The organism is Flavobacterium sp. W21_SRS_FM6 (assembly GCF_052119645.1).
Classification (GTDB): domain Bacteria; phylum Pseudomonadota; class Gammaproteobacteria; order Enterobacterales; family Alteromonadaceae; genus Paraglaciecola.
Window position 1 is genome coordinate 64,792 of the sequence record NZ_JBGQOM010000011.1, and the last position, 23,510, is coordinate 88,301.

A 23,510-nucleotide genomic window follows, 5' to 3' on the forward strand; every position below is an offset into this window, starting at 1 on the left:
TAAAACCTTACTCAATCGCAAAGTGTAGAATCATGCAAATTACCAAAGACAGTGTTGTTCAATTTAATTATGTCATCAAAGAGCTTGATGGGACGGAAGTAGAAAGTAACGGTGAGCAAGCAGCAGTAGCCTACTTACATGGTCATAACGGCATGATGCCAGGCATTGAAAAAAGCTTAGAAGGCAAGCAGGCAGGAGATAAGCTTTCTGTTGAATTACCTGCCAGTGAGACCTTTGGTGAATTACTGGAAAATAGTGAACAACGGGTTTCGGTTAAACACCTACAAGGTGCTAAGAAATGGTCTGCTGGAATGTCAGCGGTTGTTAACACCGATCAAGGCCAAAGACAAGTCACGATCGTTAAAGTGGGTAAGTTTATGGCAACCGTCGATACAAACCATCCACTGGCGGGCAAAACCTTACAATTTGAATTAGAAGTCGTAAACGTTCGAGCCGCAACTGAAGAAGAACTGGAACATGGTCACGCTCACGGTGACGGTGGCCATCACCACTAAAAACGAATGGATACTGAGGTATTTATCTCAGTATCCAATTTAACTTTTGGCGTCGTAAGTTTATGAGACTACTTTTTAGGTAACTCAATTTTCCTATCATCGCTTTGTCGATAAATAATCAAGATGTGACCAATCACCTGAAGTTTGATCGATTTGGTTTCGCGAACGATAGTATCCATAATCAATTTTTTTTCTTCTCTGTCATCTGTTGGTACTTTAACTTTTATTAACTCGTGATGAGCTAAGGCACCTTCGATTTCGGCTAACACACCTTCTGTCAGGCCATGTTGTCCTAATTGCACTACAGGTTTTAGCGAATGCGCTAAGCCTTTTAAATGTTGCTTTTGTTTATTTGATAAAGTCATGGTGTAATATTTCTTACAAAATTATTCAATACGAATGGTTGAAAAGCGCTATTCTAACGCCATAACTCGGTTATTCCTAATATCAACGCAAATCAATGACAAAGAAAAAACAATCGGCTAGCAGTAGTCGTTGGCTGCAAGAACATTTTGCAGACAAATACGTACAACAAGCCAAAAAGCAAGGTTTACGCTCTAGAGCTGTGTTTAAGATTGAAGAAATTCATCAGAAAGACAATTTGATCAGAGAGGGTATGACCGTAGTCGATTTAGGTGCTGCGCCTGGCGGTTGGTCTCAGTATGCCGCTAACCTTGTTGGGGACGACGGTATTGTTGTCGCCTGTGATATTTTGGCGATGGATTCACTGGCTGGCGTTGAGTTTTTACAAGGTGATTTTAGAGAAGAAGCGGTATTAAACGAATTATTGAACAAAATTGGCGGTAAAAACGTAAATGTCCTTATGTCTGACATGGCGCCCAATATGAGTGGCAACGACGCAGCTGATCAAGCTAAGTCAATGTATTTGGTCGAACTTGCGTTGGACATGTGTCATCAAGTATTGAAACGTAACGGCAGTTTTATCGTAAAAGTGTTTATGGGTGAAGGCTTTGATGAATATTTCAAAGCGGTTAAACAAGCGTTTACTGTGGTCAAAACTCGTAAGCCTGAGTCTTCAAGAGCACGCTCACGAGAAGTTTATCTGGTAGCGACGGGCTATAAATTATAGTAACCTGATGGTCTGTGTTCAGACTCAGCAGAATTGAAACAATAGAGGTTAATTAACTTGAGCGATATGGCGAAGAACTTAATTTTATGGCTGGTAATTGCGGTAGTACTGATGTCTGTATTCCAAAATTTTTCAGGCAATGAAACTAGCAAGGTACAGACAGATTACACACGTTTTTTAAGTGAGGTTAAGTCTGGCAATATTAACAGTGCCACCATTGACAAAGATTCAGGTGCAATAAGTGGTGTAAAGCGTAACGGCGAAGAGTTTGTTACCTACATTCCTTATCTTGATATGAAACTGATGGATGACTTGGTTGAAAACAATGTTGCGGTTTTTGGTAAGCCACCTGAAGAATCATCAATCCTAACGACTATCTTTATTTCTTGGTTCCCCATGATCTTACTCATCGGGGTGTGGATATTCTTCATGCGTCAAATGCAAGGCGGCGGTGGCCGTGGTGCAATGTCTTTTGGTAAGAGTAAAGCGCGCTTACTGGGTGAAGATCAAATAAAAACAACGTTTGCTGATGTAGCTGGTTGTGACGAAGCCAAAGAAGACGTATCAGAACTGGTAGATTTCTTGCGCGACCCAAGTAAATTTCAAAAACTTGGCGGTAAGATCCCTAAAGGTGTTTTGATGGTTGGTCCTCCTGGAACAGGTAAAACCTTGTTGGCTAAAGCCATTGCTGGTGAAGCAAAAGTCCCTTTCTTTACTATTTCTGGTTCAGATTTCGTTGAAATGTTTGTGGGTGTTGGTGCATCTCGTGTTCGTGACATGTTCGAACAAGCTAAAAAGTCTGCACCTTGTATCATTTTCATCGACGAAATCGATGCGGTTGGTCGTCAACGTGGTGCCGGTTTGGGCGGCGGTCATGACGAGCGTGAGCAAACATTGAATCAAATGTTGGTTGAGATGGATGGTTTTGAAGGTCACGAAGGGATCATCGTCATAGCAGCGACTAACCGTCCAGACGTATTAGATCCTGCATTACTGCGTCCAGGTCGTTTTGACCGTCAAGTAATCGTTGGCTTGCCCGATATTCGTGGTCGTGAGCAAATATTAAAAGTGCATATCCGTAAAGTGCCTTGTGGCGATAATGTTGAACCGGCCGTCATCGCTCGTGGTACTCCTGGTTTCTCTGGGGCTGATTTAGCTAACTTAGTCAACGAAGCTGCTCTATTTGCTGCTCGTACTGGTAAGCGTGTTGTCTCGATGGAAGAGTTTGATAAAGCCAAAGATAAAATCATGATGGGCTCTGAGCGAAAAAACATGGTGATGTCTGAGGAAGAGAAAACTAATACGGCTTATCATGAAGCGGGCCACGCTATCGTAGGCAAATTAGTACCTGAGCATGATCCTGTTTATAAAGTATCGATCATACCTCGCGGCAGAGCGCTGGGTGTGACCATGTATTTACCTGAGCAAGATAGGTATTCCCACAGCAAACGTCATTTGGAGAGTATGATCTCAAGTTTGTTCGGTGGTCGAATCGCCGAAGCAATGACACTTGGCAATGAAGGTGTTACCACTGGTGCATCAAATGATATTGAACGTGCAAGTGATTTAGCTCGCAAAATGGTGACGCAATGGGGCTTGTCTGAAAAAATGGGTCCATTATTGTACGCGGAAGAAGAGGGTGAAGTATTCTTAGGCCGTTCTTCTTCAAAATCATTAAGAATGTCTAACCAAACAGCGTTAGCCATTGATGAAGAAGTGAAAGACATCATCAACCGCAACTATGCACGTGCTGAAAAAATTCTCACCGAAAACCGAGACGTTTTGGAAGCGATGAAAGATTGCTTAATGAAATACGAAACGATTGATGCATTGCAGATTGAAGATTTAATGGCTCGACGTGAAGTGCGTCCTCCTGCTGATTGGGTAAAGGACGAAAAGAAAAACGACAGTAACAAGCCCACAGGTGGTGCGACTGTAGTGGATGGTGAAAAGAAACAAGATAAACCATCAACGCCAGTTGGCAAGCCAGGTGATGCAACGAGTTAATCGCTTTAAATGGATTAATTAAACGCTTTGAGGGTATACCCTCAAAGCGTTTTTTATTAACTGAAACTCAAAATATTTAGACAATGGACATACATTATCGATGCAGTTTAACGATAAATTTGTAGATTTATCTAGCCCCAAAGTGATGGGTATTCTCAACGTTACACCTGACTCCTTTTCCGACGGTGGTGCCTTTGTTCTGGCCGATGAGGCGATACGCCAAGCTCAGCGAATGATTGAATCAGGGGCTAGTTTTATTGATGTTGGGGGAGAGTCTACTCGTCCTGGCGCTAAACCTGTTTCTGTGCAAGAAGAGCTCGACCGCGTTGTACCTATTATTGAAGCGCTTAAGCAGCGTTTTGATACTGTTGTCTCTGTTGATACCAGCAAAGCTGAAGTCATGAAAGCAGCGGTAAAGGCAGGAGCTGGATTGATTAACGATGTAAGGGCCCTGCAAGAAGATGAGGCATTAAAGGCCGCTGCCCACGCCCAAATTCCTGTCTGTTTAATGCATATGCAAGGTCAACCTCGCTCTATGCAAATGTCTCCGAATTACCAGAATGTGGTCAGTGATGTCACTGACTTTCTACAAAAAAGGATAAGTCAATGTATAGAGGCGGGTATTGCGCATCAAGATATATTGATAGATCCAGGTTTTGGCTTTGGTAAAACACTTGCGCACAACTACCAGCTATTAGCCAACTTAGCTAAGCTAAAGCAGTTGGGCGCGGGTATGCTGATTGGTTTGTCAAGAAAGACCATGATCGGTGAGGTCATTAATAGACCTGTGCATGAGCGTTTAGCGGGCAGTATCAGCGGAGCATTGTTAGCCGTGCAGCAAGGGGCACAAATAATTCGCGTCCATGATGTTCGAGAGACAGTCGATGCGATTAAAATCTTAACAACGATGAACACCTATAAGGATAATCGTGATGAGCGATAGAAAGTATTTTGGCACTGATGGAATTCGGGGCAAAGTAGGCGAAAGTTTAATTAATCCTGAATTTGTTATGAAGTTAGGGTGGGCTGCCGGTAAGGTATTGGCCGGGCAGGGCACTAATAAAGTACTTATTGGTAAGGATACCCGTATTTCTGGTTACATGTTGGAATCAGCATTAGAAGCAGGTTTATCTGCTGCAGGGATCAGTATTGGTTTATTAGGTCCGATGCCTACCCCAGCAATCGCGTATCTAACCAAAACATTTAGATGTGAAGCAGGCATCGTGATCAGCGCTTCACATAATCCATATTATGATAACGGTATTAAGTTTTTTTCGGCAGATGGCATGAAGCTGGACGACGATATCGAGTTAGCCATCGAAGCCCAAATGGAAAAACCGATGGAATGCGTAGCCTCTGATAAGTTGGGTAAAGCCAGTCGAATCAATGATGCAGCAGGCCGTTACATAGAATTTTGTAAGGGTAACTTTCCCTCTGAGTTGTCACTAAAAGGCTTGAAAATAGTGGTTGATTGCGCCCATGGTGCCACGTATCACATTGCACCAAATGTGTTGAGTGAATTAGGCGCTGAAGTTATCGAAATTGGTACTGAGCCAAACGGACTCAATATTAATAAGAAGGTTGGTGCGACCTCAATGAAAGCTGTCACTGAAAGTGTACTTGAGCATCAAGCGGATCTTGGTTTTGCTTTAGATGGTGATGGTGACCGTTTAATGTTGGTAGATCACAAAGGGAACGTGCTCGACGGTGATCAAATTGTATACATGATTGCCCGTGATGTGCTCAAATCAGGGCAATTAAAAGGCGGGGTGGTTGGGACGGTAATGAGTAACCTAGGCCTAGAAGTAGCTCTGGCTACGCTAGGTGTGCCGTTTGTACGCAGTAAAGTGGGTGACAGATATGTGATGGAACTACTGCAACAAAAAGGATGGTCTATTGGTGGAGAGAGTTCCGGGCATGTTCTTAATTTGGCTGCTGCATCAACAGGCGATGGTATTATAGCTGGTTTGCAAGTATTGGCTGCAATGTTACGGGCACACATGACCTTGAACGAGTTAGCAAGAGGAATGGAAAAATATCCGCAAACGTTGCTTAATATCAGATTTACTGACGGTCAAGATCCTCTTGAACATGTACTAGTTCAACAAGCTGCCGCCGAGGCTGAAAAAAATCTTGGAGACAAAGGCCGAGTTCTACTCAGAAAAAGTGGTACAGAGCCGTTAATTCGTGTCATGGTTGAAGCACATGATGCAGGTGCGTCCAGTCAATGGGCTGAATATATAGCCGATGCTGTACGTAAAGTAATCGAATAAGCGTTTTAGAACTTAAATATCAAGCTTGGTGCTTGTATATTTAGGTTCTGTTGGTTAATATCTCGCGCGCTTTTTTATAAGCGGCCTAAGGAATGATAGTGCAAAATTCAACGCGTAAACCCATCGTTGCTGGTAACTGGAAAATGAACGGAAACAAACCGTTAATCCAACTACTTGAAGATAGTCTAGCGACTGCTGATTTGGCACACCTTGAGGTTGTTATCTGTCCGCCCTTTCCATATTTAGGTATGTTTGGTGGTCTGAACGCACTAGGGGCTCAAAATATGAGCCAGTTTGATGGTGGTGCTCATACTGGAGAGATCGCCGCATCCATGCTGAAAGAGTGTGGTTGCCAGTACGTCATTCTTGGTCATTCAGAAAGACGGGCCGGACATGCTGAAACAAATGATGTTGTTGCATCGAAAGTTAAAAAAGCACTAGAAGCTGATTTAACGCCCATTTTGTGTGTGGGTGAAACGGAAGAAATTAGAGACAGTGGCAATCTTTTTGCTTTTTTAGCAGAACAAATTGACGCAGTTGTGCAAGAAATCGGCGTTAATGAATTTTCAAAGCTTGTTTTAGCGTATGAACCAATTTGGGCAATAGGTACGGGTAAAACGGCCAGTCCAGCACAAGCGCAAGAAGTTCATCATTTTTTACGTGAGCATCTAGCCAAAAAGAACAGCGATATCGCCGAAAAAATTAGAATTTTATATGGCGGTAGTGTCAAAGGCAGTAATGCCAAAGAGTTATTTAGTCAGCAAGACGTAGATGGTGGATTAATTGGCGGTGCTAGTTTAGATCCAGAAGATTTTTTAAGTATTTGCTTAGCAGCAAAGCAATAGAGGCAAAAAATGTTTTACGAAATTTTAATCGTTGTGTATGTAATCGTAGCCATCATGTTGATTGGATTTGTTTTAATCCAACAAGGTAAAGGCGCAGATATGGGCGCTTCATTCGGTAGTGGCGGCTCAAATACGGTATTCGGTTCAACCGGATCTGGAAATTTCTTAACGCGCACAACGGCTATATTGGCCACTTTGTTTTTTGTTATCAGCCTTATCTTAGGTAGCCAAACAGCAGACAAAGAAAAAAGTTTGGATGATTGGCAAAATATCGATGTTCCTGCAGTAGTTGAACCTGCAATCGATTCTGATGTACCAGCGACAGTAACTGAGTCAACAAGCGATGTGCCAATCGCAGCAGAACAAAACGAAGCAGCAGACGTTCCAAACTAAAAGTTTTTATACGCGGATGTGGTGGAATTGGTAGACACGCCATCTTGAGGGGGTGGTGAGCATAGCTTGTGAGGGTTCGAGTCCCTCCATCCGCACCATATAAATAGAGGGCTGTAACGGTAATACGTTGCGGCCCTTTTTCATTTTGTAAAATTGATTCATAACGTTACTTTTAGCTCTGAATGCTAAACAGTGAATGAGTTAATTCGAGGATTGGATTTTTACTTTTACCGCCCCTCGTTCAGATTTTTTATTAGTGAGCTCTGCGTTATTCCTGCTTAAATTTAAAATGTTAAGTATCTTCCCATTAAATTTCTAATTTACTGAAGCCTGAAGCGTGAGAAAGGCTTGCATTAGGTGCTCAGATCCGTACAATACCGCGTCCTTTTATCTGGCAATAAATGCCTGTTTAAAAGGTACATTAAGTTAACGTTAACGCTACAACGAGTTTGAGGCAAATATGGTTACTATTCGTTTACAGCGTGGTGGTGCAAAAAAGAGTCCATTTTATCAAGTGGTAGTGGCAGACAGCCGTCGTTCACGCGATGGTCGTTTCATTGAAAAAGTAGGCTTTTTCAATCCTACTGCACAAGGTTCTGAAGAGCGTTTACGCTTAGACCTTGGCCGTGTTGAGTACTGGGTTGGGGTAGGCGCAAGCTTATCTGAGCGCGTATCTCGCTTGGTAAAAGACGCTCAAAAAGTAGCAGCTTAATTGCTGTTGCAAAACAAGATAGAGGGTTAAATGAGTCACTCGTCTGACACATTGGTTGTTGGCAAAATCGGTGCACCTTATGGTGTTAAAGGTTGGGTCAAGATTACCACTTATACCCATGAACAGGACGGCGTGTTTGCTTACTCTCCTTGGCTTTTAGGTCAAGGGCAAGAGCTAAAAGAATATGTTGTTGACCAGTGGCGAACCCACAATAAAGGTCTAGTTGCCAAGCTGGTTGGGGTTGAAACTCGAGATGATGCGGAAAGCATCAAAAATCTTGAAATTTCAATTAAAGCACAACAGCTACCTCAATTGGCGGATGATGATTTTTATTGGCGTGAGTTAGTCGGCATGCAAGTCGTAACGGAACAAGGTTACAGCTTGGGTGTGGTAAAAGAATTATTTGAAACGGGCGCAAACGACGTAATGTTGATTAAAGCCAATTTAAATGATGCTTTTGGTCAAAAAGAACGCATGGTCCCTTACTTGCTTGACCAAGTTGTCAAACAAGTGGATCGTGAGGTGAAAACCATCAAAGTTGATTGGGATCCTGCGTTTTAATGCAGTCACAATCTCAGGACGAACAACGTAAGTTTGCGGTAGTCACGCTGTTTCCAGAAATGTTGCAGATGTTTACCCAGCAAGGTGTTACAGGGCGAGCCGTGAAAAACGGCAAGGTGCAAGTTGAGTGTTTTAATCCTCGTGATTTTACGCATGACAAACACCGAACTGTAGATGACCGGCCTTATGGTGGCGGACCTGGCATGCTGATGATGGTTCAGCCTTTAAAAGACGCAATTCTTGCAGCAAAAACTGCTGCAGGAGAAAAAACGAAAGTGATTTACCTTTCTCCACAAGGGAAAAAGCTGGATCAAGCTGGTGTAAGAAAGCTTGCTGAAAATACAAGCTTGATACTAGTTGCCGGTCGATACGAGGGTATTGATGAACGGGTAATCCAAAGCCAAGTTGACGAGGAATGGTCAATTGGTGATTACGTGTTAAGTGGTGGCGAATTACCAGCAATGATCTTAATGGATGCGATATCGAGGTTGGTGCCAGGTGTACTTGGGCATGAACAATCGGCTCAGCAAGATTCGTTTAGCGACGGTTTGCTCGATTGTCCCCATTATACTCGGCCTGAAAATCTCGATGGAAAGCTGGTTCCTAAGGTGTTGTTAAGTGGTGATCACGACAAAATCAGGCAGTGGCGTTTACAACAGTCGTTAGGTAGAACCTGGCTACGACGCCCTGAATTATTAAACGACCTAGCTCTGACTGAGGAGCAGCAACGTTTGTTAGCTGAATACCAGCGACAAGTTCTGCAGCAAAACGACAGTTAATCTAGGATGAGAGGATATGATGAGTAAAGTTAATCAAGATATCATCAAGAAAATTGAAGAAGCTCAGCTTAAAACTGATGTTCCTGCGTTTGGCGCTGGTGACACAGTAGTTGTGCAAGTACGCGTAAAAGAAGGCGAAAAAGAGCGTCTTCAGGCCTACGAAGGCGTTGTAATCGCTAAGCGTAACCGTGGCCTACACTCTGCTTTTACAGTTCGTAAGATTTCTGACGGCGAAGGTGTTGAGCGTATATTTCAAACACACAGCCCGGCAATCAGTTCTATTGAAGTGAAACGTCGTGGCGATGTTCGTCGTGCTAAACTTTATTACTTGCGTGACCGTTCTGGTCGTTCTGCACGTATCAAAGAAAAGCTTAACTAAAATTAATTTCGCGTTACCGTTAACTTATAAAAAAACCCGCCATTGGCGGGTTTTTGCTTTATGAGTTTTACTGTGTTTATGGTAGCAACATAGATAACTTGTTTTTCACACCATTCCATTCGTCCGCATCTTCAGGCGGCGCTTTCAATTCAATTATGTTTGGCCAAACTTTTGATAATTCAGCGTTGATACTCAAATAGGGTAGGTGTTCTTCGTTTAAGTGAGTATCTTGAAAAATAGCATCTGCAGGACACTCTGGTACACATAATGCGCAATCAATGCATATATCTGGATCAATAACTAAAAAGTTTTCTCCTTCAAAAAAAGCGTCTACAGGGCATACTGCCACGCAGTCAGTGTATTTACATTTTATACAATTGTCGGTCACTACAAAGGTCATAATTAGAATACGAAATGTGTTGCTCAGTTACTATGCCTAAGATCATAAAGTAGCTATGTGAAAACACAAGGCACTTTAGCTTAAATATGCCTAAGATGATCATTTAGCCTACCTTATACGCTCAAGCTAGCTTAAAATAGTGATGCCCTGACAGATAGGCTGTCCGGCCTTTCTATTTGGATTTTTTATGTTACGTCTTACTGAAGTTAAATTACCTTTAAATCATGATCAAGCTGCGCTTGAACAGGCCATTTTAGATAAATTAAAAATTAGTAAGGCGCAATTACTCTCCTTTGATGTCTTTAAACGGGCCTACGACGCTCGCAATAAAAAGGACATTCAATTGATTTACACTTTTGATGTTGAAGTGAGGGAACAAGACGCGTTACTTCGACAATTTGTTAAAGATCAGCACGTACGTGTCACGCCAGACATGAGTTATAAATTTGTCGCACAAGCGCCCGCAATATTAAGCGCCAGACCTGTAGTAGTAGGATTGGGGCCTTGTGGTTTGTTTGCTGCATTAATATTAGCCCAAATGGGTTTTAAACCTATTGTGTTAGAAAGAGGAAAAGCTGTCCGTGAACGCACTAAAGATACCTTTGGATTCTGGCGTAAACAGCCTTTAAATCCTGAATCTAATGTGCAGTTTGGTGAAGGTGGGGCAGGTACATTTTCAGACGGAAAATTGTACAGTCAGGTTAAAGATCGTAAACATTATGGCCGTAAGGTGCTGCACGAGTTTGTTGCCGCAGGTGCACCAGAAGAAATCATGTATGTCAGTAAGCCCCATATAGGTACCTTTAAACTGGTTAATATGGTCGAAAAAATGCGAGCCAACATTATTGCCTTAGGTGGTGAAATCCGGTTTAGTACTCGAGTTGAAAAACTGGACATTCAGGCAGGACAGTTACAAGGTTTGCACTTATCAACAGGTGATTACTTAGCCAGCAAACATGTGGTTTTAGCCATTGGTCATAGTGCGCGAGATACTTTTGAAACGTTGTATGAGCAAGGTGTTTATATTGAAGCTAAGCCTTTTTCTATCGGATTTAGAATTGAGCACGAACAATCAATGATTGATAGTTGCCGCTTTGGTGACAACGCCGGTAATCCAATATTGGGGGCGGCTGATTATAAATTGGTTCATCATTGTCATAATGGCCGTACTGTCTACAGCTTTTGTATGTGCCCCGGTGGTACCGTTGTTGCTGCGGCCTCTGAAGAGGGCAGAGTGGTCACTAATGGTATGAGCCAGTACTCGCGGCATGAACGCAATGCCAATAGTGCTATCGTGGTGGGCATTACCCCTGAAGAAGACTACCCAGGCCATCCACTGGCAGGTATTGCTTTGCAGCGTCAATTAGAAGCATTAGCGTATCAAGTAGGGGGCGAAAATTACCATGCGCCTGCTCAATTGATTGGGGATTTTTTAACAGGCAAAGCCAGTAGTGAGTTGGGCGATGTTAAACCCTCTTATACCCCAGGTATTACCCTAACTGATCTGAGTAAGGTTGTGCCTGACTATGTGACAAAAGCAATCCAAGAAGCGATCCCTGCTTTTGATCGGCAAATAAAAGGGTTTGCCAAAAAGGACGGTTTGTTGACAGGGGTAGAAACCCGTACGTCTTCGCCGATTTGTATAAAACGAGGCGATGACTATCAAAGTATAAATACAAGAGGCTTGTATCCAGCAGGAGAGGGCGCAGGTTATGCTGGAGGCATTTGGTCGGCAGGCATTGATGGTATCAGAGTGGCAGAAGCCCTCGCCTTAGCCATGGTAGGTGACTTAGCTAATGTCTGAAAACGAATTGAGTGAAAAGCAAAAAATGTTACAAGGTCTGGCTTATTTTCCGAGCAATAAGCAGCTCCAAAAAGAGCGTGCTCAGGCAAAAAAACAATGTCAGCTTTTTAATCAACACGATATCGATGAGCGAAAAGGCGCGCGCCGTATCATTAAAGATTTGTTTGGTGCAGTAGGAAGCGCCTGGATAGAGCCGCCGTTTTATTGTGACTATGGTTATAATATTCGGGTAGGAAACAATTTTTATGCTAACCATGGTTTGGTCATTTTAGATGCCGCCCCCGTCACTATTGGCGATGATATGATGATTGCGCCGGGCGTTATTATTTCTACCGCAACCCACCCACTTGATGCACTAGAACGTAGAAAAGGTATTGAAAGCGCCAGACAAATTACGATAGGCAATAACGTTTGGTTGGGCGCTGGGGTAAAAATACTCGATGGTGTGACTATTGGAGATAATTCAGTGATTGCCGCCGGCGCTGTGGTGACTAAAAACGTGCCAGCCAATAGTTTGGTGAGCGGGGTTCCAGCAAGATTATTGCGCTCACTGTGAAAGTCTTTTACTTTAGCTGGCGACAGGTATAGATAGGTTGAGTTATGTTTGGCACCTTAGCGTCAAAGAATTGCTCCGCCAATAACCCGATGCTGTTTAACACACCCTCAATAAAAGCCAATAGCAGACTTAAGCTAAGTAAAAAAGTGCAGGCCTATTTTATCCCTTAGCGTTGATTAAACAAACGCCAAACATGTAGATAAAAACACGAGTACTACGAGCAAAGTAATGTTGAGGCTAAATAATGAACTTAACACGATGCGCCTCACTCGATGATTCATTTTTAGCTACGTCGCATTAAATCCGAATTAGTTACTTACCTTCCCCAACATGCTGGTGAATTTATGTAATAATTTCAAGACTGTATCGTTTTGCTTAGCAACAAAAAGTATTAAAGGAGCTAGATTTGCGCCACGCTAATTTAGAAAATGCCCTAGCCAGCATCTTATCGCAATATCCAGAAGGTAAGAGCGAATATGAGTTGTTTGATTTGTTGCAACAAGCACCTTTTGCTTTGTTCGATAAAAACTGCTTGTCAGAGCCTTTACTATTATTTCAAAGTCACTTTGTTTTGTTTCACAGTTTATATCAGCTGAGAAGTCTATATTTGAAAGAGCAAATCGCCGATATTGAGATCCATTCTACTCTTATCAAATTGCAGCCTTATCAGAGTCAAAAGGAAGGATTGACCGAATTAGATAGTCTGCAAGCCTATTATTTAGATTGGCGTAACTTTAGTACTACCTCAGGTCATGATGTAGAACAACTATTAACTCAATTTTGGACTGCGATGGGAAAGGGAAGTGTTTCCATTGCTCTTGATGAAGTTAAAGCGGCTTTTCAGTATTTTGAGCTTGATGTTGATAGTGATTTACGGCAAGTCAAAACAGTGTATCGCAAATATCAGCATTTACATCATCCAGACAAAGGCGGCGAAACACAAAAAGCCCAACAAACCGAAGCTAACTTTAACCTACTAAAAACCTACTTAAGCCAGCCTTAGAATTACTGGTATAACCAGATATCAATGCACACTATCAAATTTGAGTAGAGCTAACTGAATGAGTAAGGTAGAGAATCAAAATGATTGTGTTAATTTGTACGAAAATCAATCGGCTGAAGGCTTTTTTACAGCTGATTTGAATAATCGCTTGCATGTAAAACTCTGCCCTGTTAAAAAGTCAACCCTGTTTTTAGATATAGATTTTTCGGTTGTGTAAATTATTTTGTACGGTCTATTGTTAGTTAGATTTTCCTCAGTATTTACAAGTATCTCATCTATAATTCCCAGTCATTGCTAAGTCAAAGTAAAGAGTAATTTATGTTCCGCGATAGTATTAACAATATAAACATCACTTCAGAGCAAGTATTAGTTACACCCTCTGTTTTAAAGTCTGAGCTTCCTGTGAGCCAGCATTCCCTGGAAATCATTCAGTCTTCTCGTAAAGTCATTAGCGACATTATTCATCGTCGTGACCATCGATTTCTAGTGATTTGCGGCCCTTGTTCAATTCACGATATCGAGGCGGCAAAAGAATATGCCCTAAAATTGAAAGAGTTACATGAATCATGCAAAGACACCTTATATATTGTCATGCGGGTGTATTTTGAAAAACCTCGTACCACAGTAGGCTGGAAAGGCTTAATCAACGACCCGCATATTAATGGCACCTTTGATATTGAAACTGGCTTGCGTAAAGCACGTGAACTGTTAATTTGGTTAGCAGAACTTGAACTGCCTGTAGCAACAGAGGCACTTGACCCGATTAGTCCTCAATATCTCGCTGAATTGTTCAGTTGGTCTGCGATAGGCGCTCGCACTTCTGAGTCACAAACCCATCGAGAAATGGCTAGTGGTTTGTCTATGCCCGTTGGGTTTAAAAATGGCACGGATGGTAGTTTAGGTATTGCAATTAATGCGCTGCAATCAGCCGCTTCTGGTCATAGTTTCATGGGCATTAATGGCGATGGACAAGTGAGTATAATTCAAACGCAAGGCAACCCAGACGGTCACATTATTTTACGTGGTGGTAAACAGCCCAATTTTGACTCAGTATGTGTGGCCGATTGTGAAACTGAAATGGCAAAAGCGAAGCTAAGCGCCGGTTTAGTAATCGATTGCAGTCATGCCAACTCAAGTAAAGATTTTCGACGTCAGCCGCTGGTTGCACAAAATGTGGTAAATCAAATCTTAGAGGGTAACCAATCGGTAATAGGTATAATGTTAGAAAGCCATTTAAATCATGGTAATCAAAGCAGTGAGGGCAAAAAGCCTGAAGAACTTGAGTACGGCGTTTCTATTACCGACGGATGTATTGATTGGCATTCCACAGACGAGACTATCAATCACATCAGAGATAAATTGATAACTGTGCTGCCGATGCGCTTAAATAAGATGAACGATAAATAATGGTCAGGAAGTAACATGACGGAACCCAGCATCTCGCTCGATGAATTGCGAATACAAATTGACAAAATAGACAGTCAAATGGTTGAGCTATTGGCACAACGGGCAAAAATTACTGCGCAAGTGGGGCAGTATAAAAGTCGTGTAGGCTTGCCTATTTATGTGCCTGAGCGCGAGGCTGAATTGATCAGCAAGCGACGTGAGCAAGCGGAAGCTCAGGGGGTGTCGCCAACCTTAGTAGAAGACTTGCTAAGGCGCATAATGCGTGAGTCTTACCATACGCAAAATGTCAATTATCTTTGTACTAATCCCGAGATCAAAAAGATAGTGGTAGTTGGTGGAGCAGGTGCCTTAGGCCGTATCTTTGTAGACATGTTTACAAGAAGTGGCTACTCCGTCACTGTACTTGAAAAAGCCGATTGGCAAAACAGTGATGCTATTTTTGAAGATGTTGGATTAGTTTTGGTTGCTGTACCGATTCAGATGACTGAAGAAATTATTAGTCGTCTGCAAAACCTGCCTAAAGATTGTTTATTGGTGGATATCACCAGTACGAAACAAAAACCACTTAATGCCATGTTAAACGCCCATAGTGGTCCTGTTCTCGGTTTACATCCCATGTTTGGCCCGGATGTGCCTAGTTTGGTTAAACAAGTTGTAGTGGTCTGTCATGGTCGTGACGAAACTAAGTACCAGTGGTTGTTACAACAAATGACGATTTGGGGAGCGATTTTACAACATAGCGATGCCAAGGATCATGATGACGCTATGGTGTTTATCCAGGTAATGCGGCATTTTTGTAGTTTTGTTTTTGGTGCTCATTTAGCCAGCGAAAACCCTGATTTAAAACAACTGGTTTCGCTCAGCTCTCCCATTTACCGATTGGAGTTAGCGATGGTAGGGCGATTGTTTGCTCAAGACCCTGCACTTTATGCCGATATTATTTTTGATAACAAAGACAGTGTCAGGCTACTTAGTAAATTTGCGCAACAATTTGCTCAGGCACTGACCTTAGTAGAAGCAAACGATAAGCGTGAATTTATAAAACAATTTTTGCAAATTGGCGCGTGGTTTGGCGATTATTCCAAACAATCGTTAATTGACAGCAAAAAGTTGTTATTAAAAGCAGATGACGATAGAACGTGGAGTGAATAAGCTTCAAGAAATAATTTGGTACTGATTTGATATTAATCACTCGAAAGCATCTCCAAATTAACCTGAAGGTTGATTCAAATTGTTAAAAACTGAGGAAGTATAATGTCATTAAAAATGCGATTGATCTGGGTAATTGTCGTTATTTTAATGATATCGGTCGGATTAGTGAGTCTAGTGTCAATTAATATTGCCGCCAATAAATCAACAGACTCTCTAACTTCGGCGGCGGAAAAACGTTTAATCTCGCAAAATGTGCAAACCGCTGAGGCTATCACTGATTATTTTGATTTTATTGAGTCACAAGTCAGGAGCAAAGCCAGCAGCTCTGTTACTGTCAGCGCGGCTTTGGCCTTTGTGCCCGCTTATAATGAATATGCTGAAGAACGAGGTGAACTAAGCAGCGGCGAACTCAATACCTTGAAGTCGTACTACGATGTAGATTTCACCCGTCAGTACCAAAACCTCAATACAGATAAAATTAATTCTGCTAGTAGTTTATTATCTCAGGTTAGTGATAATGGTTTGGCCTTGCAGCACGATTTTATTGCCAATTCATCATTTGAACTAGGCCAAAAAGACGGATTAGTTGATTTAAAGCAAAGTTCAACCTATGGAGATGCACACAAAAAATATCACCCTGAATTCAGGCAATTCTTAAACGAATTCGGTTATTACGATATATTTATTGCGGATGCCGCAAGCGGTAATATTGTATACAGCGTATTTAAAGAGCTTGATTTTGCAACGAGCCTGAAAAGCGGACCTTATGCTAATTCACAGATTGCTGAAGTATTTCATGCTGGGTTAAAGGCTGAACCTAATCAAGTGTCGGTGAGTTATTTTGAACCTTATCTCCCGTCTTATAATGCTCTGGCTGGTTTTGTCTCTGCGCCTATATATGTAAACGGTAAAATTATCGCGGTGTTGATTTTTCAGATGCCCATGGACAAGATAAATAGCATAGCGACTCATCAGTTAAAATGGCAGTCACGGGGATTTGGAGAATCAGGAGAAACGTATTTAGTCAGTAAAAAAGGCGATTTGTTAACAGAAAGTCGGTTTTTTATTGAAGACCAAAGTAGTTACATCAAAGCCATTAAAGCGAAATTTCCCAAGGAAGCCGAAGAGGCCCAAACCAAAGGAACGTCTGTAGGTGTTCAACCAGTAAGCTCATTATCTGCTCAACAAGCTTTGGCCGGCAAAAGTGGCTTTGAAATTGTTACTGATTATCGAGGAGTTGATGTTTTTTCCGCTTATATGCCGATTAATGTCGGTGAGCATACAATCGCGGTTTTGGCTGAAATTGATGTAGAAGAGGCACTCGCGCCCGCAAAAGAATTATCTTCATCGTTATTAACTTCTATTTTGCTTGTCGGTTTAGGGCTGTTGGCTCTATCGGTGTTAATTACACTATGGTTAGCAGCAAAATTAGTCAGTCCATTAAATCATTTAGGCAAAATATGTGATGGTCTTGCATCAGGTGATGGCGATTTAACAGTTAAGATCAGCCCCGTCAACATTCCTGAAATAGATAGAATTATTTTTGGATTTAATCAGTTTGTTAAACAAATAAGAGAGATCGTCGTCCAAGTTAAGTTGGATGCGGATACCCTAGCATCAGCTTCTGAAGAATTAAGTGTAATTACTAATTCAAGTGTGTCTAAAACGGCGCAACAGCGGGACCAAACTCATCTTGTTGCAACGGCCATGAATCAATTGACCGTGGCTGTTGAAGAGGTGAGTCAATCCACCAACAATACCAATGTTCAGAGTTTACAAGCCCAGAAAAGCCTTAACGAAAATATGGAACGAGCGGATATGGCAGCGGGGAATATTAAATTACTGGTTGGATTATTGGCTGATTCAAATGAAGTTATTGGCGGCCTTAAAAGTGAAGTCAATCAAATTACTTCGTTTTTAAATGTGATTACGAGTATCGCTGATCAAACTAATTTACTTGCCTTAAATGCCGCGATAGAAGCAGCCAGAGCAGGTGAGGCTGGAAGAGGTTTCTCGGTGGTAGCTGATGAAGTCAGGGCTTTGGCGAATCGTTCACAGCAAAGCACAGCTGAAATTTCTAAGTTAGTAGAAGTTATGAATATCTCAGCGACCAAGTCGGTAACATCAATGGAGCGAGCCACAGCCGCAGCTGATGGTGGAATACATCTTGTTGACTTGGTTACCATTGCCCTTGATGAACTATCTGTTAATTTAAGACAAGTCATTGAGTTATCAGAGGTTGTTGCAGCGGCCACAGAAGAGCAACATCAAACCACTAATTCAGTATTAAGTAATGTGAATAAAATCAGCGAACTAGCAACGGATTTGGAGCTGGGTGCGCAGCATACGAGCCAAGCATCAGAGAGTTTAGCCAAAACCGCAGCTCATACGCACACCATTCTGGGACGTTTTAAGGTCTAAATAGCAAAAAGCCCAATAGTAGCTACGCTACTTTTGGGCTTTGTTACTCGCTAATAAACAGGGTATTAGGTGAAGATTTGTTATTTACTCATTAATTTAACGATAGTGTTGCGCACTTCTTTCAGTTCAAAAGGTTTATTACACAGGGCGTTTATACCGGTTTGTCTGATATTAGCCATGTGCAGGCTATTGGACGATTCACTCGTTACCATAATGATAGGTAAGTGCGCAGTTTCTGGATTGAATCGGATAAACTCAGACAATTCTCTGCCATCCATTTCAGGCATGTTGTAGTCGGTGAAAACCAAGTCAAACGTGTGATCTTTTAGCAAGGTCAGGGCTTCTGCGCCATTTTCAGCTTCCATCACTTGTTGCATGCCTAAACTTTTTAGTACTCGGCGAATATGATTTCTGGCTAGCCGACTATCGTCTACCAAGAGAACTCTGAGTTGTTCAACATCAAATAAATCTAATTCAAGCTCGTCGGCATTGATTAAATCGAGGGAGGCATTTAACGCTTTACTCAGATTTTCTGTCGAAAAAGGCTTGGGCAAAATGGCGGCAACGCCGGCTTGTTTAAACTCTTCCAGTTTTTCTGCGCGGCTTTCACTTGAAACCAACATAAAGGGAATATCGGCCAAATCAATATTATTTTTCAGTGGGGTCAAGATTTTTTGTGCAGTACCGTCTTCAAAATACATTGCACTGACGATAAGGTCAGGCGGACTTTTTTGAATTGCTGAGATTGCTTCTTCCGCAGTTCCGTAAGCCTCGACATGTTGCACGTTTTCATCGGCTAATTTTTTGATAATAATTTTTCTTTGGGTATCTGATGGCTCAACCAAAATAATACTTAAATCTGCTAAAGATAACTGCCTCATTAAAACTCCGATATAAAATGTAAACGCTTAACCACCAGCTAACTTGACAACATGCCCGAGCTTTTCAAGTTCGACCTTTAATTTATCTCTATTGTCGCCTTGGATCTCAATAATGCCATCTTTTAATGCACCACCTGTGCCACACAGTTTTTTCAATTTTGTGGCCAAGGTTTTTAATTCGGGCTCTGCCAAGGCAATACCGGATACAGTAGTAACACCCTTACCTTTGCGGCCTTTAGTCTCCCGCCTTATTCGCACAATGCCATCACTTTTAGCAACAAGCTTAGGTTCTGCCTTGGGCTGAATTCGACCTACGTCTGTACTATAGACTACTCTATTGTCACTCATACTCACTACCTATAAGTCACTCTAATTAAATAACCGAGCCATTGTAGTAAAAAAGCCAGAAACATTATAGGCAAACTGATTAAACTGTTATTTAATAACTAACGTTCTCTTTATAAAAAAAGCTGGAGTAAATAATGAGTTTAGAAAAAGAATTCTCTACTGACGGTAAGCAACTGACCATCTTTATTGAAGAGAAGTTTGATTTCAGTAAGGTTCAGGACTTTAGGATTGCCTATAACGATCAAACTAAAAAATTTACTTCAGTGGTTATCAATCTACAAAAAACCGAATACATGGACAGTTCGGCTCTTGGTATGTTGCTTAATATGCACCGCAGTTTAAGTGATCAAGTCACGTCGTTTAAAATTGTAAAATGCCGCCCTCAAGTTTTGAAAATATTACAGATAGCCCGTTTTGATAAAAAATTTGAAATTCTCTAAGTCGTGTAAATAAATATGCGAATATTAGTTGTCGATGACGATGCCCTAAATCGGTTTTTGTTAGTCCATATGCTTGAACAGCAGGGTTATGTTGATTGTTATGAAGCTGAAAATGGCTTTGAAGCCCTGACGCTAGCAAAAAGAATTAAGCCAGATTTAGTGTTACTCGATATTGTGATGCCTGTGATGGACGGCTACGAAGTTGCTCCTTTATTAAAGGCCTTAGCAGGCGATGTGTATCTGCCTATTATTTTTATCAGTGCGATTGAAGACGAAGAAGCCTTAGCCCGCTGTTTAGAAGTGGGCGGAGATGATTTTGTGACCAAGCCTTTTGATAAAATCATTTTGGCCGCAAAAATTAGAGCTCACGCCCGAACACGTTCTCTCAGTAAGAAAACCATTGAGCAAAATCAGCAGTTGTCGTTTTATCGCAACTCGGTTGAGCGAGAGCATAAAATTGTAGAACATATTTTTGCTAATGCTTTGAAGGTTCAACCAGAACTTCGTGACATCATCGATTTTGTTATGCAGCCCGCAGGTAGTTTTAATGGTGATATGTTCTTATGTCATACTAGTCCCAGTGGCGGCTTTTATTTCTTATTTGGTGATTTTACCGGACATGGCTTGGCGGCTGCAATTGGCGCGTTGCCAGTAGCAAAGGCATTTCAAACAATGTCAAATAAAGGCCTGTCAATCAGTGAAATGACCGAAACCTTGAATGCAACCTTGCTAGAGCTACTGCCAGATGAGATGTTTTTTGCGGCAATCCTGGTTGAGATTAATAGTTCTGGCAAACAAATTGATGTTTGGAACGGCGGTATGCCAGACATGATTTTGCAAAACGAAGGGGGGCATATCGTTAAAAAATTTAGTTCAAAACATATGGCCTTGGGCATACTTGAGCCAAATGAGTTTGAGTGTGAAATAGACCGATTTGACGCTCAGTACGGCGATAGATTAATTGGTTTTAGTGACGGGGTAGTTGAAGTTTGTGATTTAGCAGGCAAGATGCTTACCGATGCTGGTATTGAGTCTTGGCTGTTGGCAGATCCTCAAAGCGATGTGCACACCCTATTAAATAAAATTGATGTTTATGAGGGCGGCAGTGAGCGAAAAGATGACATCACATTGGTTATTTATACCTGTCAAGAATTGAAGCCCTTTACCCACGTGCAACTTGCCTCTCAGCTACCCTTTAAAATCGAACTTTGTTTGGATCATCACTTAATCAAAGCTCAAGATCCTATTGCCGAGCTAATCCGATTATTAACCAGTCAATTAGGTTTGTACGGTATTCATTCTGCGCTTTTTACCGTAATCAGCGAATTATACAATAATGCCATTGATCATGGTGTATTGGATTTAGACTCAAAGTTAAAAGCCACTAATGAAGGTTTTTTTCAGTATTTTGCGACTCGCCAAGAGAAATTAGATAATTTGGCATCAGGTACTGTTAATATTCTTGTGCAATATTTGCCACAAGATAATGTGCTAGTTATCCAAATTAGTGATTCAGGAAAGGGCTTTGATCCCGCTAGCCTCAAAAAGACGTGTGAACATGATGATTCATTTGGCCGTGGACTTCCCATGCTAAGTGAACTATGCCAATCGATTGAGCATTCAAATGGCGGTTCTACCGTGAAAGTTGTTTTTAAAATATAGGAAACTCATGCAGTTAAATATACGTGTTGCCGACGAAAATGATATTCCATCCCTCGTTGAATTTAATCTAAACATGGCTTTTGAGACAGAACAAAAACGTTTAAATACTAAGGTGTTGACTAGTGGTGTGAGTGCCTTGGTAAAGGATGTGAATAAAGGATACTACTTAGTTGCAGAAACCGCCGACCAAGTGGTGGGCAGCTTAATGGTCACTACTGAATGGAGTGATTGGCGCAATGCGGTTTTTTGGTGGATCCAAAGTGTCTATATTGTGCCTGAACATCGACGAAAAGGTATCTATGCGCAACTTTATACCAAGGTAAAGGAGTTGGCTAAAACGCAAGGTAATATATGTGGTTTTAGACTTTATGTAGAAAAAGAAAATGTGGTTGCACAGCAAACTTACCAAGCCCTTGGCATGCATGAAAGTCACTATTTAATGTATGAAGAAGAATAAATCTGCTAGTTTGTTATTCTCTTTAATCGGTCATAAATCTGCTGAAGGCTTGATAAATTTGGGTTAATACCCACAGTAGTTTAGGGAAAGGTTGCATACGTTGTCAGCTGTTTCTATTTCATTCGTTCGACACTGCAATCATCATTTTATGAGTAGCGAAATATGTTTAAACAAATCCAAAATTGGTTCAATAGCCAATGGGAAATTAATGCCCAAACCGATCAGGCACTGAATATTGAGTTGGCGACCGCTGTTTTACTGTATGAGGTTATGCGTGCTGATAGACAATTCACTGAAGTTGAACAAGAAAGCTATCGTAATCAGTTGAGTCAACATTTTACACTATCAAAGATTGAGCTTGAACACCTTTGTGAGATGAGCCAAGTACAGGCTGAAGAAGCCGTTGATTTTCAAAAGTTCACTAAGACTTTGAACGACTTGTGCGAACCCTTGCAAAAAAGAGCGATACTTGATTCTTTATGGACCATTGCATATGCCGACCATGTTTTAGCCCCCGACGAAGAATATACCATTCGTAAAATAGCCGAACTGCTTTACATTCCCCATAGCCAATTTATACAAAGTAAACTCGCTGTTCAGGAAAATAATAGCTAATACGTTCAATTATTAGTCAAGGTCGCATATTTAAGACGAGCTAACTAGCTGATTTTAATACGCTTTGTAGTCATCAATCTGTTGTAGTCTCTTTTTTCAGACATAAAGCCCGTTTGGCTTTCGCCAAAGCGCGCTACCAAGCCTCTGTCATGGCGTTTAGCGAATCTAACTGATTGATTGTAATAGCAAAAATATTGTTGGCATAAAGCCTGATAAGTCAGCTTATCATCACTGCCTTTTTGACTGGTTCCTCAATTAGGATGTACGGATAGTAAAAGTGATGAAGATGGTAGGCACGGATATCATATTATTGGTGGTAATGGCGTTTACAACCAATGATGCCTACTTCTTTGGTCGACTTATTGTAGTCTCCATTAGGGCATGGACGCCTCTTTTTCCCATTGTTCTCATTTCTTAATGTGTGTTTACGAAATGTTGCCTTTGGCGAACGTGATAAAAGGAGAATGTATGCAACATTATTATCAATTTACCAAATCACAATTAGTAGCTGTCATTTTTTGTACTGTGCTTGGTAGTGTTTGTGTTTCTGCAGATGAAGCTAAAATCACTGATTTAGACAAAAATCAGGACGGTTTGATAAGTATAAAAGAGTCCGTTGCGGATCCAAACTTGCTGGCGATATTTGGTTCTATCGATAAAGACTTAGATGGTTTTATTAGCAAAAATGAACTTGAAGAGTTCGCTAAAATCGCTAAACAAATGAAAGTTGCGAGTATCGAATAAGCCATGATTTACGAACAACGAAAAGATCGCCTTGTACGATCTTTTTTTATTATGCAGACTGCACGT

At 41.4% G+C, this 23,510-nt stretch carries 26 protein-coding genes and 1 tRNA gene; 23 read left to right on the top strand and 4 right to left on the bottom strand.

From position 1 onward, the window contains the following. Window positions 1-32 precede the first annotated feature (32 nt). Window positions 33-515: an FKBP-type peptidyl-prolyl cis-trans isomerase gene (locus ACEN2L_RS16875; RefSeq protein ID WP_441745305.1), complete on the top strand. Its 483-nt coding sequence runs from the start codon at window positions 33-35 to the stop codon at window positions 513-515. Window positions 516-583: 68 nt separating this feature from the next. On the opposite strand, the gene yhbY is transcribed toward ACEN2L_RS16875, so the two are convergent. Further along, entirely contained in the window at window positions 584-880 is a 297-nt protein-coding gene (gene yhbY / locus ACEN2L_RS16880; RefSeq protein WP_306021481.1) for a ribosome assembly RNA-binding protein YhbY, read from the bottom strand. Window positions 881-975: 95 nt separating this feature from the next. Here yhbY and rlmE point away from each other — a divergent pair, with 95 nt between their 5' ends. The 11 genes from rlmE (at window position 976) to rplS (ending at window position 9,554) form a co-directional block, all read left to right on the top strand. Further along, the gene (rlmE, locus tag ACEN2L_RS16885) at window positions 976-1,605 is read left to right on the top strand and encodes a 23S rRNA (uridine(2552)-2'-O)-methyltransferase RlmE (RefSeq protein WP_441745306.1); all 630 of its coding nucleotides are present in this window, start codon (window positions 976-978) and stop codon (window positions 1,603-1,605) included. A 66-nt stretch (window positions 1,606-1,671) separates the two neighbouring features. Then, window positions 1,672-3,612, top strand: a complete 1,941-nt coding sequence (ftsH, locus tag ACEN2L_RS16890) for an ATP-dependent zinc metalloprotease FtsH (RefSeq protein WP_441745307.1) — start codon at window positions 1,672-1,674, stop codon at window positions 3,610-3,612. 100 nt (window positions 3,613-3,712) lie between these two features. After that, complete coding sequence (gene folP / locus ACEN2L_RS16895; protein ID WP_441745308.1) at window positions 3,713-4,555, top strand: dihydropteroate synthase; 843 nt, start codon at window positions 3,713-3,715, stop codon at window positions 4,553-4,555. Further along, complete coding sequence (glmM, locus tag ACEN2L_RS16900; RefSeq protein ID WP_306021477.1) at window positions 4,545-5,885, top strand: phosphoglucosamine mutase; 1,341 nt, start codon at window positions 4,545-4,547, stop codon at window positions 5,883-5,885. Before folP ends, glmM begins: the two co-directional genes overlap by 11 nt. A 98-nt stretch (window positions 5,886-5,983) precedes the next feature. Further along, a complete protein-coding gene (gene tpiA, locus ACEN2L_RS16905; protein WP_441745309.1) occupies window positions 5,984-6,730 on the top strand; it encodes a triose-phosphate isomerase in 747 nt (248 codons plus the stop codon). Between the two features lie 9 nt (window positions 6,731-6,739). After that, the gene (gene secG / locus ACEN2L_RS16910) at window positions 6,740-7,123 is read left to right on the top strand and encodes a preprotein translocase subunit SecG (protein ID WP_306021475.1); all 384 of its coding nucleotides are present in this window, start codon (window positions 6,740-6,742) and stop codon (window positions 7,121-7,123) included. A gap of 12 nt (window positions 7,124-7,135) precedes the next feature. Then, window positions 7,136-7,221, top strand: a tRNA-Leu gene (locus tag ACEN2L_RS16915). 362 nt (window positions 7,222-7,583) lie between these two features. Continuing rightward, window positions 7,584-7,835, top strand: coding sequence for a 30S ribosomal protein S16 (gene rpsP, locus ACEN2L_RS16920; protein WP_306021474.1), 252 nt, complete (start codon window positions 7,584-7,586; stop codon window positions 7,833-7,835). A 30-nt stretch (window positions 7,836-7,865) separates the two neighbouring features. Beyond that, a complete protein-coding gene (gene rimM / locus ACEN2L_RS16925) occupies window positions 7,866-8,396 on the top strand; it encodes a ribosome maturation factor RimM (protein ID WP_441745310.1) in 531 nt (176 codons plus the stop codon). Then, window positions 8,396-9,175 carry a tRNA (guanosine(37)-N1)-methyltransferase TrmD gene (gene trmD / locus ACEN2L_RS16930; protein ID WP_441745311.1) on the top strand — a complete coding sequence of 260 codons (780 nt, stop codon included), beginning with the start codon at window positions 8,396-8,398 and terminating at the stop codon, window positions 9,173-9,175. The genes rimM and trmD overlap by 1 nt, the downstream gene beginning before the upstream one ends. Window positions 9,176-9,191: 16 nt before the next feature. Further along, window positions 9,192-9,554 (top strand): 50S ribosomal protein L19, encoded by a 363-nt coding sequence (gene rplS / locus ACEN2L_RS16935; RefSeq protein WP_441745312.1) that lies wholly within the window; start codon window positions 9,192-9,194, stop codon window positions 9,552-9,554. A 76-nt stretch (window positions 9,555-9,630) separates the two neighbouring features. Here the strand turns inward: rplS and fdxA are convergent, their stop codons facing one another. Continuing rightward, window positions 9,631-9,954 carry a ferredoxin FdxA gene (fdxA, locus tag ACEN2L_RS16940; RefSeq protein WP_306021471.1) on the bottom strand — a complete coding sequence of 108 codons (324 nt, stop codon included), beginning with the start codon at window positions 9,952-9,954 and terminating at the stop codon, window positions 9,631-9,633. Window positions 9,955-10,141: 187 nt separating this feature from the next. Here fdxA and ACEN2L_RS16945 point away from each other — a divergent pair, with 187 nt between their 5' ends. From ACEN2L_RS16945 to ACEN2L_RS16970, 6 genes are all read left to right on the top strand, one after another. Next, a complete protein-coding gene (locus ACEN2L_RS16945; protein ID WP_441745313.1) occupies window positions 10,142-11,758 on the top strand; it encodes an NAD(P)/FAD-dependent oxidoreductase in 1,617 nt (538 codons plus the stop codon). Beyond that, the gene (locus tag ACEN2L_RS16950) at window positions 11,751-12,314 is read left to right on the top strand and encodes a sugar O-acetyltransferase (RefSeq protein ID WP_441745314.1); all 564 of its coding nucleotides are present in this window, start codon (window positions 11,751-11,753) and stop codon (window positions 12,312-12,314) included. The genes ACEN2L_RS16945 and ACEN2L_RS16950 overlap by 8 nt, the downstream gene beginning before the upstream one ends. A gap of 406 nt (window positions 12,315-12,720) precedes the next feature. After that, window positions 12,721-13,317, top strand: coding sequence for a DNA-J related domain-containing protein (locus ACEN2L_RS16955; protein ID WP_441745315.1), 597 nt, complete (start codon window positions 12,721-12,723; stop codon window positions 13,315-13,317). 318 nt (window positions 13,318-13,635) lie between these two features. Continuing rightward, window positions 13,636-14,724 (top strand): 3-deoxy-7-phosphoheptulonate synthase, encoded by a 1,089-nt coding sequence (locus ACEN2L_RS16960; RefSeq protein WP_306021467.1) that lies wholly within the window; start codon window positions 13,636-13,638, stop codon window positions 14,722-14,724. A 15-nt stretch (window positions 14,725-14,739) separates the two neighbouring features. After that, window positions 14,740-15,876 (top strand): bifunctional chorismate mutase/prephenate dehydrogenase, encoded by a 1,137-nt coding sequence (gene tyrA, locus ACEN2L_RS16965; protein WP_441745316.1) that lies wholly within the window; start codon window positions 14,740-14,742, stop codon window positions 15,874-15,876. Between the two features lie 102 nt (window positions 15,877-15,978). Beyond that, window positions 15,979-18,297, top strand: coding sequence for a methyl-accepting chemotaxis protein (locus ACEN2L_RS16970; protein ID WP_441745317.1), 2,319 nt, complete (start codon window positions 15,979-15,981; stop codon window positions 18,295-18,297). 80 nt (window positions 18,298-18,377) lie between these two features. Here ACEN2L_RS16970 and ACEN2L_RS16975 read toward each other — a convergent pair whose 3' ends face one another. Further along, window positions 18,378-19,178: a response regulator gene (locus ACEN2L_RS16975; RefSeq protein ID WP_306021464.1), complete on the bottom strand. Its 801-nt coding sequence runs from the start codon at window positions 19,176-19,178 to the stop codon at window positions 18,378-18,380. A 27-nt stretch (window positions 19,179-19,205) separates the two neighbouring features. Further along, entirely contained in the window at window positions 19,206-19,526 is a 321-nt protein-coding gene (gene yciH / locus ACEN2L_RS16980) for a stress response translation initiation inhibitor YciH (RefSeq protein WP_306021463.1), read from the bottom strand. A gap of 134 nt (window positions 19,527-19,660) precedes the next feature. On the opposite strand from yciH, the gene ACEN2L_RS16985 reads away from it, so the two are divergent. From ACEN2L_RS16985 to ACEN2L_RS17005, 5 genes are all read left to right on the top strand, one after another. After that, a complete protein-coding gene (locus ACEN2L_RS16985) occupies window positions 19,661-19,966 on the top strand; it encodes an STAS domain-containing protein (protein WP_306021462.1) in 306 nt (101 codons plus the stop codon). Between the two features lie 15 nt (window positions 19,967-19,981). Next, window positions 19,982-21,628 carry a SpoIIE family protein phosphatase gene (locus tag ACEN2L_RS16990; protein ID WP_441745318.1) on the top strand — a complete coding sequence of 549 codons (1,647 nt, stop codon included), beginning with the start codon at window positions 19,982-19,984 and terminating at the stop codon, window positions 21,626-21,628. Window positions 21,629-21,635: 7 nt separating this feature from the next. Continuing rightward, window positions 21,636-22,085, top strand: a complete 450-nt coding sequence (locus ACEN2L_RS16995) for a GNAT family N-acetyltransferase (protein WP_441745319.1) — start codon at window positions 21,636-21,638, stop codon at window positions 22,083-22,085. 162 nt (window positions 22,086-22,247) lie between these two features. Then, window positions 22,248-22,700 carry a TerB family tellurite resistance protein gene (locus ACEN2L_RS17000; protein WP_441745320.1) on the top strand — a complete coding sequence of 151 codons (453 nt, stop codon included), beginning with the start codon at window positions 22,248-22,250 and terminating at the stop codon, window positions 22,698-22,700. A 468-nt stretch (window positions 22,701-23,168) separates the two neighbouring features. Beyond that, the gene (locus ACEN2L_RS17005; RefSeq protein WP_441745321.1) at window positions 23,169-23,444 is read left to right on the top strand and encodes a hypothetical protein; all 276 of its coding nucleotides are present in this window, start codon (window positions 23,169-23,171) and stop codon (window positions 23,442-23,444) included. Window positions 23,445-23,510 lie beyond the last annotated feature (66 nt).